This window comes from Christensenella tenuis (assembly GCF_014287795.1).
Taxonomy (GTDB): domain Bacteria; phylum Bacillota; class Clostridia; order Christensenellales; family Christensenellaceae; genus Christensenella; species Christensenella tenuis.
Genome location: NZ_JACOON010000002.1, coordinates 63742 through 78439 on the forward strand (window position 1 = coordinate 63742; position 14698 = coordinate 78439).

Genomic DNA, 14698 nt, shown 5'->3' on the forward strand with positions numbered 1-14698 from the left:
GGAGATACAAATGAAAGCAAAAGGCAGAGTTTTTAAATATGGGGACAATATCGATACGGACGTCATCATTCCCGCGCGTTACCTCAACACATCGGATTCGAAGGAGCTTGCATCCCACTGCATGGAGGATATTGACGCCGAATTTGTGGGAAAAGTCAAAAAAGGCGACATTATGGTGGGTGTAAAGAATTTCGGCTGCGGTTCCTCGCGCGAGCACGCACCCATTGCGATCAAGGAATCGGGGATCAGCTGCGTAATCGCAGCGAGCTTCGCGCGTATCTTTTACCGCAACGCCATCAATATCGGCCTGCCCATCCTCGAATGTGCGGAGGCGGCGGAAGCGATTTCGGACGGCGACGAGGTGGAAGTGGATTTTTCGACAGGAGAAATTCGGGACCTCACAACCGGGAAGAGCTATCAGGCGCAGCCTTTTCCGGAATTTATCCAGGATATCATTGCATCGGGCGGGTTGATCGAGGCTGTGAAGCAGGATAAGCTTTGATGCGCGGCGGGAAGCGGCATTTCCATGAACCAAAAAGGGACTGCCTCAAGTGAGAAAAGCCGGAAGCAAAAAAACAGGCGGGTGCATGGGCGCAAGCCTGTTTTTCTGTTATTTAAGGATTTAGCCAGCAGGAAACGTAAAGCGTTTAGAACAAAAAACCATCCATTTTACGGGCGGCCATGACAGGATGAATTTATGAGACGTCTATACAATCTATAAAAGACAACGCAATTGCAGCCCAAAAAACAAGCGGCGCTTCCGGTGTGCTGTATGGTGCCCGCAGCAGCTAAGGAAGGGCTGGCCGGCGAATGATTAAGAGAAATAAGCAGCACTGTGCACCGCTCTTTTTTATTGGGAGGAACCGCTTTTCCGCAGGTTCTCTTCCGCATATTGCAGGCATTCGTCATAGTGGGCGATCTTTTTGTTAAGCCGTTCGAGTGTTCGCTGCATGTCTTCCATGCGGGCAAGAAGCTGTTCGCGCTGCTCCAGCAAAATTTGTTTGCGGGCTTCCCGCGTATTATCCCCTTGCTGGAACAAGGCTACATACTCGATCAGCGCCTCCACCTGGATACCTGCCGCACGCATGCATTTGATAAATTCGACCCAGTTGCAATCCGACTCAGAATAATCCCGTATGCCGTTATCCTTACGGCGCACACTGGGAATCAGCCTGATCCGTTCATAATACCGCAATGTATCGGCTGAAAGCCCATACTGTTTACTTACTTCCGCAATTGTCATCACTAGTTACCTCCGGCAAGGCTATTGTAACACCTGGAGTGGACTCCAAGTCAAGCGTATTTTACCGCAAAATTATAATCCGCTCAGCCAGAACGGGAATTTTTTGCCGCGCGGCAGGCAGGCTGTTACCCTGGCCCGCTCGGCTTCCTGTTTCCCGCGCAGGAACGCAAGTTCCTCCGAACTGACAGGATGCCGGCTGAATTTAGCCTTGAGCGCGATGTCTTTCACGCCTTGGGGAATTTCTCCGCCAAACGCACGGAGCTCGTCAAGATATGTATAGATGCCGAGCGCGGCATGGTTGGGATCAGGATCATCCATCAAGCGGGCACGCTTCTTCCGTGCCAGACAGCGGCGGACGAGCGGGACACAGGCCAGGGCCACGATAATGGTCAGGAGGGCGGCAGGCCCCGCATAACTGCCGGATTTTGCCGTTTGCTGCGTACCTGGCTGCACGTCTTCCGGGAAATCGGCGGAGGGGGGAGGCGTTTCGGCCGGGGAGGGGGTTGGAGCAGCGGAAGAAGAGGCCGCGGCAGCGGGAGATGAGGGCATGGCCACGGCTTCACTGGCAGCCGTTCCGCCGGGCGTGGAATCAACCGGGATCCAGCCGATGCCGGGCAGCCAGATTTCTGCCCAGGAGTGTGCCTGGTCTGCCGAAACGGACGCCCAGCCATCGCCGCCAAAAGAGTCTTTGCCTACCACATACCCCTCTACATAGCGTGCGGGAATGCCGAGCGCGCGCAGCATAGCGGTGGTGGCGCTCGCATAGTGGATGCAATAGCCCTGTTTTCCTTCGGTGAGGAAATATTCCACAAAATCGCGGTTTGTGGGCTGCGGGCCGGGATTGGTGGTGTAAGAGCCGCTTTGGGAGATTTCCGACGCGACGAGCTCCGCAGCAATTTCCCAGTAGGGAGGAGAAATTTCCCCGGGAGATTCGTAAAACAATTGCAATGGAACCTGCCCGTCTTCACCGTGAAGGCTGCTCCACCATGCGAGAAGCGTTTCCCGCAGGCCGTCAGGAAGCTGGGTGTATTCATTTTGAATATAGGAAAGGTATCCGGCGTCGGGGGTTTCTTCCGTTTGTAAAAGCCCGTCCTTGTCCGTGCCGCCCATAAAGAAAACATCTGTGAGAAGCGCCTCCGCTTCTTCCATTACGGCGGGGGGAATGCCGCTTCCCTCCGGATAGTAGAGGACTCCGCCGGCGGAAAATATCTCATACCGGAAGGTATAGCCTTCAAGCTCCATGCTGCCCGTGTTCTGGGGAAGCTCTGCCTTGAGCTGCCAGAGGTTGCTGGCACTGCCGGCAGTGATGATCCCATTTCCGTGGGAAGTGTAGGCTTCAAAGGTATAGGATGCCTGCCCGTCCGACGCGAGGTATGCGTCGCCGTGCCACGACGGAGCGGGGTCGGCAGATGCAATATCCACAAGCAGGTAAGGAGTGAACAGGAATTTGGAATCGGTACGGTCGGGCTCGACGGTAACGGTGGTGGTTATGCTGTCTGGGGAAAGAAGATTTTCTGTTCCCAGATATTGCAGCGGCTCGATGCTGACGCCCGATTCCGCAAAGTCCTGTTCATCCGGCTGCAGCCATTCGTGCCCGGTGTAAACAGAGGCGGAATAGCCACGCAAGTACATGGTGTATGGGTTGTCGCTGTGTACGCGCAGGACTTCCCGATCCGCAAACTGCACGCTGCCCGTAGTATCGAGGCGAATCGTGCCGTCCGAACTCGAGAGGGGCATACCGCTTGGAAAGCCGCGTAATCCGCGAATTGAATAACCGAAATCCATCGCTGCATTGGTGAGGTCGAGACGCAGGTTGATTGCGTTTTTGGACGCGTGGTAAGTTTCCTGTGGAGCGGCGGCGAAAATGGTGCAGAATACCCCCGCCGCAAGCGCGAGGCACAGGAGGGAAAAGCCCGGCTTTACATCTTTGTTCATGCGCAGTACCCTCGATTGCAGGATTATGGCAATCCAGAACACAAACAGAAACGCCAGGGAAACGCCCGAGGGACGGGAAAGATTGCCGTAAGAGAATGCGAACAAAGGAACTGTGCCAAGAAGGGAAAGCAGGGCGCTTTTGCGAAATACAACAACCCACGTAAGGAAGCCGGTATAGGGAAATACGCAGTAAACGCAAAAATCTGCACACGCTTTTATCCCGGCCTGCCCGCCCGGAACCGCCGCGAACTCAAGGTGCGTGATTTGCGATAAATACGGGGTGATATAACCGGAGGCGGTTTGTGCGCCAAAGGCCAGATAGTCAAACGAGAACAGTCCGATCAGCAGCCACACGCCAAAAATTCCCAGCAGCAGGAAAGTTCGGGTACGGCCTTTGAATATAAGAAATACGAGCGAAAAGAGGAGGGCGAAAAAAACACCCGAAAGCAAAATATAGCCGATATTCGGAAACCCGGACTGGCCAAAAAAGAGGGAAAGCGTCGCAAGAAGGCCAAAGAAAAGCAGGACAACCTGCACCACTGCGCCAATCCATGAATCCCGCGCCTGCCGTTTCATATAACCGCCCCCTTCCGAAAGCCGTTTTCATACGCCAGAACCGCGTCCGGCTGCATCAGGAGAAAGCGTGCCTCCTGCCCGGTTTCGTCCGAAACAAAGGAAGAAAACCCATTCGGCAGGGGGGATGGAGGCTTTGACAGAGCCTGCCAGAAAATTGCTTCCAGGGCTCCGGCGTCCGGGGAAACATACCGGCGAACCTGTCCTTCTTCTATCCATAAAATGACATAGGGGCCGTGTTCGGAAAAAAAGCGCGCCGCGCCCGATAGGCGGCCGAGGACAAGCGAGAGTTTTTCCGGGGTACCGTTCCATATAACGGCAAGCGTTTTCACGGACGCAGCCGAGAATCCGTATTCGCGTACAATCGGATGGCCCAAGCGTGCGGTGAGTTTCCAGTGGATATCACGCAGTGAATCGCCCGCTCGATAGCCGCGGAGATCGAGGAACTCGCGTTCACCCGCAAATTCCGCAAGCCCTTGGGACGGTACAGACGCAGGCGGCGTTTCTGAAATACGGTCGAGGCCTTCGCCTGAAAAAGGGATTTCCCGCGGAAGGGAAAGCATATCGCAGGGGCCGGGCCTGCGCAGCGGCAAACAAAACAGCCCCAAAAGATCAAGAAGATGCGCGCTTTTGATACTGCAGCGAATCACGCCGCACGCGTTATTCTGATATGGAACCGGCACTGCATTTTCTCCCGGCGGCGTACGCGTGACCCGAATTTCCTGCACTGCGGTTTCCCCTGTAAAAAGGTTCTCAAAACGAATCCGCACACGAACCGGGGTATAGGGCAGAGCGGGAAGAATGTGCAGTACTATGGAACATTCGCGCGCCTGGACGGAACCGGCCTGTAGCTGTATATGCAGCCCACGGCGCAGCAAAAGCGTGATAAGAATGCTCAGGACAGGCAGGGAGACAGCTACGCAAAGCAGGAGCCACGACAGGTATCCCGTATGGAAAATATAATAGAAGAAAACCGCCGTGCAAAACAGCAGGTAAAAAATCCGGCGGAGAAGCATCATTTTAGCCTCAGGTGCGGCGCTTCGGTGGAATCAAGGATATCCGTAAGCACACTTTCGGGCGAAACGCCGTCGTGTTTGGCCTGTGCCTTTAAAATCAGCCGGTGCGCAATACAATCCGTGTAAATACCCTGTACATCTTCCGGGATCACGAAATCGCGGCCGGCAACATAAGCGGAGGCCTGGGAAAGCGCCATAAGCGCGACACTGCCGCGTGGGCTTGCACCTTGCGCAACCGATTCATGGGAGCGCGTCGCGCGTACAAGCCGCAGGATATACCGGTAGATTGCCTTTGCGACATAAATTTCAGATACCTGCCGGCGCATCTCGAGCAGGCCCGCCGCGCTTGTGAGCCGTACGACCGGCTCTGCTTCCCCTTCGCCATGTTTGCGGAGCAGCATTTCGAGTTCGGCTTTTTCATCCGGATATCCAAGGGAAAGGCGCATCATAAACCGATCGGTTTGGGATTCGGGAAGAAGCTGCGTACCTGAAGAGCCGGATGGATTCTGCGTGGCGATGACCATAAATGGTTGCGGCAGGGCGTGGGTTACTCCGTCCACTGTAACCGCGTTTTCCTCCATAGCTTCGAGAAGGGCCGACTGGGTACGCGTAGACGCACGGTTGATCTCATCGGCAAGAAGGAGGTTGCACATAACCGCTCCCGCCCGGTATTCCATTGCCTGCGTATCCTGGCGCAGCATGGTAAAGCCCGTTACGTCGGCGGGCATGATATCCGGGGTAAACTGGATGCGGTGACAGGAAAGTTTAAGCACTTTGGAGAAGGCCATGGCAAGGGTGGTTTTTCCTACGCCCGGCAAGTCTTCCAAAAGGACATGGCCGCCTGCAAGCAAAGTAAAAAGTATCTTGCGGATCGCGGTATCGTTCCCGACAAAGGATTTGCCGACTTCTGCGACGATCAGGTCGCTGATTTCCATATGGCCCGGCCGTATCGTTGTCTCTGGCATAAAATGATCTCCTGGTTTTATTTTTAACGAGCGTTTAAAATAAAAAATGAATTCCAACCTGCTGCCGGATACAAGATGATGTTACTTTTATTTAACACCCGCGTACAGTTGCGGTCAAGGGCTGCGGAAAATTGTTACATTTTTTTAACAAATAAACGCAGGCGGCGCCGCGCACCCAGCCCCGGGCGCCGGATTCCGCATGACCGCAGATTCGCATCTGGAGTCCACACCGGGCCCAGCGTCTTTCGATAAAAATTTTTTCTTGTGTTGAAAATCAGGCATCTTCATTCTTTTTCCTGTCATAGATGTAAATACACGCTACCGTGCCCCGACCTTCGTTGGAATGGAAATACAACCCGGAATTCTTGGAGAAATACAGCTTAATGCGTTCGTCCACATTGTTTACGCCAACGCCGTTCAGGCTGCCTTCCGAAATGTGTTCCCCGCGCAGGATCTGTTCCAGCTTCTCTTCGGGAATGCCTAGGCCGTCATCCACGACCTCGATGAGTACATGGTCTTCATAGCGGAATGCATAGACCGACAGGACGCATTTCTTGCCGGACGGCTTAATTCCGTGGTAAATCGCATTTTCGACCAGGGGCTGCACAATCAGTTTTGGCACGTAAAAATCCGCGACGTCCTGCGTGTATTTGATTTCATAGTCAAAATAGCTGTCATACCGGATTTTTTGGATATGCAGGTAAGTTTCCGTATGCATAAGTTCTTGCGCGAGCGGGACGATATCGTCCCCGCGTGAAAGGGACAAACGAAAGAATGACGCCAGCATATATGCCATATCCGACGCGCCCGCCGGATTGGCTTCCGCCATCCATACGATAGAATCAAGCGTATTATAGAGGAAATGCGGGTTGATTTGTGCTTGCAGCGCGGCAAATTCGGCTTTGCGTTTCTGGTTTTCCGTATCGGAAATATCCGAGATTAATTGTTTGAGCTGCCCCGTCATGCTGTTAAACCCGGCGACAAGATCGCCGATTTCATCGTCTGCGCCCACGGAAAGCGTTTCATCCAGATTACCGCTTTCGATCTGCATCATATGTTTTTTCAAACGGAACAGGCGGCGGAAAACATTGGAACTGATGAACAGTGAGAGCAATACCGACACTACCGATGCGACGATAACCCCTACGATAATCTGCGTTGCACGCAGCGTTACCGCAGGTGAATTGAGCTGGCTGTAGGGGACGACGCCGACCACGTACCAGTCGGTATTTTCCACAGGGGCCGAGAACACAACATTTTTTTCGCCGAGGAGATTGTTGGCGGTGAACGTGGTATCGCCGGAAAGAATTTGCTCATTATAGGCGGAATCCGGTGTGGAGACCGCTGCGGGCTGTTGGAAATCCATCCCCGGATAATAGAGGTATTCGCCTTTGGAATTGATGATATAGGCATATCCGTCGTCGCCAAGCGAAACGTCGTTGCAGATATCCGCAAGGGAGCCGACGTCCAGGTCAATCAGCACCATTCCTACCGGCGGAGCGCCGGCGGCGAGCGTGATGGGCTTTAGGTAGGAAATGACGGGGGTAGCGGCATTGCCCGTAATATATTCAGGGACATGGGGCGGCAGCAGCGTGGCGCTGCGGGGCGTTTTGATCGCATCCTTATACCAGCCCTGCTCACGAAAGACATAAGTGGAATCAAACGGGCTTGAGGAGCTACTGACATAATAATCGTGACGGTCGGAAATAATCGTGACGTATTTGACGTTCTTTTGCGCGGCAGACAGGTTCATCAGATACATGCGGATTGAATTCACCAGTTCATAGTAAGCGGAAAAATTAGGAAAGCTTGGTTCGGACATATACAGGAAATTCAATACGTCGGATTGCGTAGATGCGACGGCGGCGATATTTTCCATAGCCGAAAGGTAATTACTGATATTGATATTGATCTGCTCGAGCAGTTGGAAACTATAATTTTTTGCGTCGTCGAACGAGTTTTCATATAAATTATTTCCGCTGTAAAAGGACAACAGCAAAAAAGCCGTGAAAATGATGATAAACGTAATCAAAAAAACACGGAACATCAGGGAGGGCCTGCGTTTTTTCCAGTTTGCGATTTTCATGGCAATTACCCGGGAGACGCGTCTGAGCGGAATTCGGAGGGAGTAAGCCCCGTATATTTCTTGAAACTGTTGGAGAAATACTGCGGGTCCTTATATCCGACCTGTAAAGCGATTTCATAGGCCTTAAGGCCTGTAGAAAGCAACATTTTTTTAGCGCTTTCCATACGCAGCCTGGTCACGTAATCCACAAAGTTCATTTCACATTTGCGCTTGAAAAGGTTGCTGAGATAGGATGGGGAAACGTATAGGTGCTGCGCAATGACCGAGAGGGAAAGGGCAGGATCGCGGTAGTTTTCCTCAATATATTCAAAGGCCTGCTGGATGAGCCCTTTTTGTTTTTGCTTTCGCTCATCGTCGCTGCGCCGCTTTAAGCTGAGCACGTAATCCGTAACGGCCTCCTGCAGTTCGTCAAGGGTGGTGAGCGTAAATAGTTTGTGGTAAATTTCGCCGTCGAACGAAAAACTCCCATACTCCATGAAAGCGCGGTTCACGTTGCCTACAAGGTCCGCGCATACAACGCGCAGGTACGCGATATCCGTACAGTTCTGGAAACGGATTTCGTCAAACATCGCCTCCATATGGTGAATCAGCACATCCGCCTGTTCGTAGGGGAACGTTGGGGCAAATTTTGCAGACAGGGAAAAAGGAAGCTCGAATTTGCCGCTGCCAAGGAATGCGGATTCGCTGAGCGCATCGTATACATTGCCGTTGCCGCCGATGACCTGGTTGTTCAGTGCGGCGCACGCGCTTTTGTAAGATACGGGCAGGTCGGAAAGGGAAGAAACATCCGCGCCCACCGCGGCGGTAGCCGTAATGGAAAACTGTGCGCGGATTTGCCGGATAGCGCCGGAAAGCCCCTCTGTGATGGAGCGGCGGTCGCTGCTTTCATCACCTGCGCAGAGGATGATATGGGTGCCTTCGCTGTCAAAAAAGCATACGGCATTGCCGGGAAAGAACTTTTGCAGCACATTCTGGACGGCAAAACAGTGAAAAAATTTATCTGCCGGATTTTCAATAGGCGGGTGGGAGAGTACGCACACCGTATAGGTTTGACCGGCGAGGCCGATACCGAGGTAACGGAACTGGTCCCGCACCATTTCTTCAGGATAAGAGTCATAAAGAATGATGAGCAAATATTGCTGCCGGAGAATGGGCAGGCTTTCTTCAAGCTGCATTTCAATATGTTCGAGCTCTTTTTGCCTGTTCGCTTTTTCATCGAGCTGCGCTTTCAGCTTTTGCATTGCCTCCACAAGGGCGTGCGGCCGGATTGGCTTCAGAAGATAATCGGAAGTACCAAGCTGCATGGATTTTTTGGCATAGGAGAACTCGTCGTGCCCGGAAAGCACAATGATGGCGATGTCCGGGAACTGGCTCTTCAATTGCTCGGAAAGCTCGAGTCCGTCTACAAAAGGCATACGGATATCGGTCAGGAGCGCATCGGGCACGAAACCATCCCTGACGATTTCGAGAGCCTCCTTGCCGTCCCGCGCGCCGCGTACGCAAAACCCCAACAGTTCCCAGTCGATTTGCTTAATAATAAGGTCGCGCAGATGATCCTCGTCATCAGCGATCAAAAGATGATACATGTTTTTTATTCTCTCTTATTTCAAATATAGATATAAAACAATACGTTTTCTCTACCATATACAGTTTGCGAAAAAAAGTAAAGCGGATTTAGATAAATTTTACACTGGTTTCATGAAACAGTTCAAATTTTTCCAAGTTTTGCTAAAAATAATCCATTTGTTTTTGGAAAAAAATACACTATAATGACAATCACAAAATAAGATTTTCCAAAAAACAAGCGTATAAAAACCAAATCATTCAGTACTGTATTTGTGTCTTATTCGTGCCGTATGAAGCACAATCAAAAAGAAGAGAGGGAGTTTTAGCATGAGTGAAATGCCAAACAAAACACCGGCTTATGCACTTGAAATGAAAAACGTTACCAAACGTTTTCCCGGAACGCTCGCAGTGGACGGGGTATCGTTTGCTGTAAAACCGGGTGAAGTGCATGCGCTGGTCGGGGAGAACGGCGCGGGAAAATCCACGCTGATGAAAGTTCTGGCAGGGCTGTTTAACGACTACACCGGGGAGATCCTGATCAACGGGAAGGAGTGCCAGCTCCATACGCCTTCCATGGCTAAGGACCACGGCATAGGGATGATTTACCAAGAGCTTAGCCTTGCGCGCTGCATTTCGATTTACGAAAATATGCTTGCCGGACGGCTGCCCAAAAAAAACGCGCTTTTCGTGGATAAAAAAGAGGCGATTGAACAATCTAAAAAGCTGCTGGAACGCGTGGGCCTCGATTACATCGATCCCACCAAGGAAATTTCCGAGATCAGCCAGTGCGAGGCACAGCTCGTTGAAATCGCAAAAGTGCTGGGGACAAGCCCGCATATTATTGTTATGGACGAGCCGACGTCGGCGCTTTCAAGCGAAGAAGTCAAAACGTTGTTCGGGATCATTGAATCGCTGAAAAAGCAGGGACTCGCGATTATTTATATTTCACATCACTTGCAGGAAATTTTTGAAGTGGCGGATAACATTACCGTCATGCGCGACGGGAAAAAGGTGGGAACCTACCCGGTTGAAGAAACTTCGACAGACCACCTGATCGAAATGATGGTGGGAAAGTCGGTCAAGGATTTCTATGCGAAGCGTACGGCTACGATCGGCGAAGAAATGATGCGCGTGGAAAATTTTACCCGCTGGGGATTTTTCCATCACGTTGATTTTGAGGTGCACAAAGGAGAGGTTCTTGCCGTCGTAGGGCTTGCGGGATCGGGCCGCTCGGAAATTGGCCGTGCGCTCGTGGGGGTTGACCCGGTGAATGAAGGCAGGATACTATTGAACGGCAAGGAGCAGAAATTCGGTTCCATGTCGGATGCAATCAACGCTGGAATCGGGTACCTGACGGAAGACCGCAAAGTCGCGGGACTTGCGCTCACGCAGAGCGTGACGGACAACGTCCTCTCAACCATTATCGACAAGCTTGAAAAAGGGCCATTCTATTATCCGAAATCCCACAGGGACATCGTGAATCAAAAGATCAAAGAACTCGATATCTATCCGCCGGAACCCGACCGGATTGTCAACAACCTTTCGGGCGGCAACCAACAGAAAGTGCTGATGGCCAAATGGCTGGCGACGGACGTTTCGATTTTGATCCTCGACGAACCGACCCGCGGCGTGGATATCGGCGCGAAGCAAACCATTCACCAGGCGGTGCTCGATTACGCCGCACGCGGGAATGCGGTGCTCCTGCTGTCGAGCGACCTTCCGGAGGTCGTAGGGCTTGCGGACCGTGCGGTGATCCTGAGGGAAGGCCACATCATCGGTGAGATTAGTAAAGAAGAGATTACGGAGCATTCGCTCCTGATCGCGGCAAACGGGGAGGGGAAACATATATCATGACGAATAAAGCTGCAGATGCTGCCGCCGTGAAAAAGGACGTCCGCAGGACGGATATCAGCAAACGGAGCATCATCGTAAACAAACTCGGAATTTATATTGTGGTCGCAATCCTTCTGGTAGTCGGCCTTATCATCAAACAGGGAGATTATGTATCCATTGACAATCTCCGGTCGATCCTGAGCGCGGTGGCCCTGACGGGCATTTGCTGCGCGGGTCTTGCATTCGTGGTCTATTCGGCGAATTTCAACGATATGTCCCTGCCGATGACCATCGCGCTTTCAGGAATGATGGCGGTGCAATTGATTCCGTTCGGCATTGTTGTCAGCGTGCTCGGGGGCCTTGCCGCCGGAACGCTTGTGGGCGTTGTAAACGGTGTGCTGATCGGCAAATTCCGCGCCAACCCGATTATCTGGACGCTGGCGTTCAACCTGGTGCTTTCGGGCATTGTGCGCGTGGCGTGGGGCGGTTCGCAAATTTATCCGGATGTAGTCGCCGGGGATAGCCCGGCGGCGCTTGCGGCAGCGGAACAATTTACCTCGTTTGCCCGCACGTATTTCCTGAACGGAAGCCTGCCGCTGATGGTGGTTGTGATGATCGTGCTGTTTGTGGTCGCTTATATCCTGCTGACCCGCACCAAATTCGGCAACCAACTGAAGATCGTGGGGTCCAATTACGAAGTGGCGAAGCTGTCGGGGATCAATACGTCAAAAACAATTATCCTCGCCTATGTTTTCTGTTCTTTCTGTGCGGCGGTAACAGGAATCTTCTATGCGTCACAGACCAAGATCGGCGCCTATTCCAACGGCGAGGGTTATGATTTCTCGTGCCTTACGGCTGTGCTTCTTGGCGGCATGATGCTTTCGGGCGGTAAAGGAACGATTGTCGGCGTATTCGGCGGTGTACTGGTTGTCGGCATGCTGAACAACATCATGACACTGATCGGCATTCCGACCTTCCAGCAGTATCTTGTAACAGGCCTTGTGTTCCTGTTCGTCGTGTGGCTGAATACCAATTCTGAAAGAAAGCTGGGGAGGGCATGATGGAAACGACAAAAAAAGTAAAGCTAAACGCGGGTTTTATCAATGATTACAGGGCATATATCTTCCTGGCGGCCGTACTCGTGGCGGGGCTGTTTGCAAATAATTTTTATACAGTATTTAACTTTACCTCGATTTTCAACAGCTCGGCGCTTTATACCTTTATTGGCATTGGCTTCACGCTGTGCATGATCGCCGGGCACATGGACCTGTCTGTCGGCTATATGGCGACGCTGGGCGCGATTATGGTGCTTGGAATGCATACGCTGTCCGGCCTTCCGTGGGCGGTATCCTTTATTATAGCGATTGGCGTAGGCGCACTGTTCGGGCTCTTTAACGGCGTACTTGTCGCAAAGGCGAAAATCCATTCCTTTATTGCAACGCTGGGTACGCAGTTTGTGATTAAGGGCATCATGAATATCTATTGCAACGGCGCGGAAATCAGCGTCAAAGGCGATTACGGGCTTACAGACGCCATGGCGGTGACGGTTCCGGTGCTGCCGTTCTCGGTATACTTCCTGATTACGCTGGCCACGGTTGTTATCTTTGCCGTTGTACTCTCCAAAACAAGGTTTGGCAGGAATGTTTACATACTCGGCGGAAACCTTGAGACGGCATGGCTTGCCGGAATCAAAAGCGATAAGAATACAATCGTTATTTTCATGCTTTCGGGCATTGTATGCGGCTTCGGCGGCGCGCTCTATGCAGTATATACCGGTACGGCGACGCCGACGCTCGGTGAAAAGGGTATCGCCCCCCTGATGGTGGCGCTGACAGCGACGATTATCGGCGGTACGGACATCAACGGCGGTAAGGGAAGCGTGGTCAATACGTTTATCTCTATCCTTGCAATCGTCGCCATGTTCTCGGTAATGACCACGATTGTCGGAAAATTTGAAATGCAGATCCTGTTCATTGGTATTGCGCTTGCCTTCTGCGTCATTTATGAGACGCTCAGCAAGTACAATAAGCAGAAGACGATCGGCCTGCGCCCGAATTTGTACAATGAATACAAAAAAGAGACCGGGCGGCAAAGAATCTAGTTTATGGTGGGAAAATCCTATCTATAAAATAAAAATACAGGAGGAAAAAAATGAAAAAATTTGTTGCAATTATGGTTGCGGTACTGATGGCGGCTGCGCTGTTTACGGCATGCGCTCCGGCGACTGAACCCAGCGCTTCCACGGAAGCGTCGTCGGAAGCTTCGGCAGAAGCTTCGGCGGAGGCGTCTACGGAGGCCAGTGAGCCGGCTGTGGACGGCGGAGACAACCTCGCTGAGTCCATCGAGATGTGGAACACAGCGGTAAAGGAAGAAATGAGCACGGATAACCAGCTTCTGATGCCCGATCCGATCGAGAAGGCTTTTCCGGAGCGCCCGGATGATCCGGCAGCCCTTGCGGAAGACGAATCCGGCCACTATTACGACCAGGAATACGTCGGATGGGATGCAGGCCAGAAATCCGACCAACTTCCGCAATCCCCCGGGGATGGCGCGAAAGGCAAGCACATCATCGTTATCGTACATGGCGACCACGCATGGACGAATGCAAACATGAAGGGATGGGAGCAGGCTTGTGAAGCGCTCGGCATGACATGCGAAATCCTTTCCCCGAACTGGGACCAGGCACTGCAGGATCAGCTGATCGACCAGGCAATCAACGCGAAACCGGATGCAATCGCCCTGATTCCGCTTTCAGCGGAGAATGCGACGCAGCAGTTCCGCAAGATTACCCAGGCAGGGATTCCGGCGTTTGGTTACAACACGCTGACAACCTCTGACGCAATGCCTTACATGATCGCATGGACAGGTCCGGACGACTGGGCACAGATGAGAGACCTCGCCGACACGCTTGGCGAAGCAATGGGCGGCGAAGGCGGCGTTGCCTACATTACGCACAATGTTGGAACTTCCCCATACTATGCACGCACCTATGGCCCGATCACGGAACTGAAGGAAAAATATCCGAACATCAAAACGCTGGATATCCAGTCCCCCGGCTTTGAGGCTGCGGACGTAAAACAGGTTGTTGCGGACTGGATCACCCGCTTTGGGGATGACCTCAACGCAATCTTCCTCGCAGACGACTCCGCACAGGCGACTGGCGCGGTTGACGCGGTGAAAGAATCCGGGCGCACGGACATCAAGATCGTTGCGGCCGGCAACTCCAAGACGGGTCAGGACCTCGTAAAGAGCGGCGACCTGCTGTCGATCAACTATCAGTCGGCTGAAGGCGATGCGGGCCTTGCCGCACGCACGATTGCCCAGTGGTTCAACGGAGAAGAAGTGCTTCCGGTTGGGTACCTCACGACGGCAATGATTACAGCGGACAACGTGGACGATTTCTATCCGACGCAGTGGTAAAAAAGGGTAGGCTGGACTTGAAGAAACGGGGAGGAGCGATCCTCCCTTTCTTCAAAAAAGG

The 14698-nt window shown here is 52.5% G+C and carries 11 protein-coding genes; 5 read left to right on the top strand and 6 right to left on the bottom strand.

Annotated features, from left to right (window positions below; translation table 11 throughout):
- Positions 1–10: 10 nt before the first annotated feature.
- The gene (leuD, locus tag H8S18_RS03965; RefSeq protein ID WP_186857013.1) at positions 11–502 is read left to right on the top strand and encodes a 3-isopropylmalate dehydratase small subunit; all 492 of its coding nucleotides are present in this window, start codon (positions 11–13) and stop codon (positions 500–502) included.
- A 348-nt stretch (positions 503–850) separates the two neighbouring features.
- Here the strand turns inward: leuD and H8S18_RS03970 are convergent, their stop codons facing one another.
- The 6 genes from H8S18_RS03970 to H8S18_RS03995 all read right to left on the bottom strand — a co-directional run bounded on the left by H8S18_RS03970 (position 851) and on the right by H8S18_RS03995 (position 9404).
- Complete coding sequence (locus H8S18_RS03970) at positions 851–1243, bottom strand: MerR family transcriptional regulator (RefSeq protein ID WP_186857393.1); 393 nt, start codon at positions 1241–1243, stop codon at positions 851–853.
- 72 nt (positions 1244–1315) lie between these two features.
- On the bottom strand, positions 1316–3754 hold the full coding sequence (locus tag H8S18_RS03975) for a DUF3488 and transglutaminase-like domain-containing protein (protein ID WP_186857014.1): 2439 nt from the start codon (positions 3752–3754) through the stop codon (positions 1316–1318).
- Entirely contained in the window at positions 3751–4770 is a 1020-nt protein-coding gene (locus tag H8S18_RS03980) for a DUF58 domain-containing protein (RefSeq protein ID WP_186857015.1), read from the bottom strand. Before H8S18_RS03980 ends, H8S18_RS03975 begins: the two co-directional genes overlap by 4 nt.
- Positions 4767–5732 carry an AAA family ATPase gene (locus tag H8S18_RS03985; protein ID WP_243165061.1) on the bottom strand — a complete coding sequence of 322 codons (966 nt, stop codon included), beginning with the start codon at positions 5730–5732 and terminating at the stop codon, positions 4767–4769. The genes H8S18_RS03980 and H8S18_RS03985 overlap by 4 nt, the downstream gene beginning before the upstream one ends.
- A 274-nt stretch (positions 5733–6006) precedes the next feature.
- A complete protein-coding gene (locus tag H8S18_RS03990; protein ID WP_186857016.1) occupies positions 6007–7818 on the bottom strand; it encodes a cache domain-containing sensor histidine kinase in 1812 nt (603 codons plus the stop codon).
- 5 nt (positions 7819–7823) lie between these two features.
- The gene (locus tag H8S18_RS03995) at positions 7824–9404 is read right to left on the bottom strand and encodes a helix-turn-helix domain-containing protein (protein WP_186857017.1); all 1581 of its coding nucleotides are present in this window, start codon (positions 9402–9404) and stop codon (positions 7824–7826) included.
- A 307-nt stretch (positions 9405–9711) separates the two neighbouring features.
- Here H8S18_RS03995 and H8S18_RS04000 point away from each other — a divergent pair, with 307 nt between their 5' ends.
- The 4 genes from H8S18_RS04000 to H8S18_RS04015 are packed head-to-tail and all read left to right on the top strand — an operon-like array spanning position 9712 to position 14637.
- Entirely contained in the window at positions 9712–11238 is a 1527-nt protein-coding gene (locus H8S18_RS04000; protein WP_243165062.1) for a sugar ABC transporter ATP-binding protein, read from the top strand.
- A complete protein-coding gene (locus H8S18_RS04005; protein ID WP_186857018.1) occupies positions 11235–12278 on the top strand; it encodes an ABC transporter permease in 1044 nt (347 codons plus the stop codon). Before H8S18_RS04000 ends, H8S18_RS04005 begins: the two co-directional genes overlap by 4 nt.
- Positions 12278–13318 (top strand): ABC transporter permease, encoded by a 1041-nt coding sequence (locus H8S18_RS04010; protein ID WP_243165063.1) that lies wholly within the window; start codon positions 12278–12280, stop codon positions 13316–13318. Before H8S18_RS04005 ends, H8S18_RS04010 begins: the two co-directional genes overlap by 1 nt.
- A gap of 50 nt (positions 13319–13368) precedes the next feature.
- Positions 13369–14637 (top strand): sugar ABC transporter substrate-binding protein, encoded by a 1269-nt coding sequence (locus tag H8S18_RS04015; RefSeq protein ID WP_186857020.1) that lies wholly within the window; start codon positions 13369–13371, stop codon positions 14635–14637.
- The last annotated feature ends 61 nt before the right edge of the window (positions 14638–14698 follow it).

Bases quoted from the DNA above. Each gene is read 5' to 3' on its own strand.
- leuD (WP_186857013.1), top strand. From the start codon at position 11: ATGAAAGCAAAAGGCAGAGTTTTTAAATATGGGGACAATATCGATACG.
- H8S18_RS03970 (WP_186857393.1), bottom strand. From the start codon at position 1,243: ATGACAATTGCGGAAGTAAGTAAACAGTATGGGCTTTCAGCCGATACA.
- H8S18_RS03975 (WP_186857014.1), bottom strand. From the start codon at position 3,754: ATGAAACGGCAGGCGCGGGATTCATGGATTGGCGCAGTGGTGCAGGTT.
- H8S18_RS03980 (WP_186857015.1), bottom strand. From the start codon at position 4,770: ATGATGCTTCTCCGCCGGATTTTTTACCTGCTGTTTTGCACGGCGGTT.
- H8S18_RS03985 (WP_243165061.1), bottom strand. From the start codon at position 5,732: ATGCCAGAGACAACGATACGGCCGGGCCATATGGAAATCAGCGACCTG.
- H8S18_RS03990 (WP_186857016.1), bottom strand. From the start codon at position 7,818: ATGAAAATCGCAAACTGGAAAAAACGCAGGCCCTCCCTGATGTTCCGT.
- H8S18_RS03995 (WP_186857017.1), bottom strand. From the start codon at position 9,404: ATGTATCATCTTTTGATCGCTGATGACGAGGATCATCTGCGCGACCTT.
- H8S18_RS04000 (WP_243165062.1), top strand. From the start codon at position 9,712: ATGAGTGAAATGCCAAACAAAACACCGGCTTATGCACTTGAAATGAAA.
- H8S18_RS04005 (WP_186857018.1), top strand. From the start codon at position 11,235: ATGACGAATAAAGCTGCAGATGCTGCCGCCGTGAAAAAGGACGTCCGC.
- H8S18_RS04010 (WP_243165063.1), top strand. From the start codon at position 12,278: ATGGAAACGACAAAAAAAGTAAAGCTAAACGCGGGTTTTATCAATGAT.
- H8S18_RS04015 (WP_186857020.1), top strand. From the start codon at position 13,369: ATGAAAAAATTTGTTGCAATTATGGTTGCGGTACTGATGGCGGCTGCG.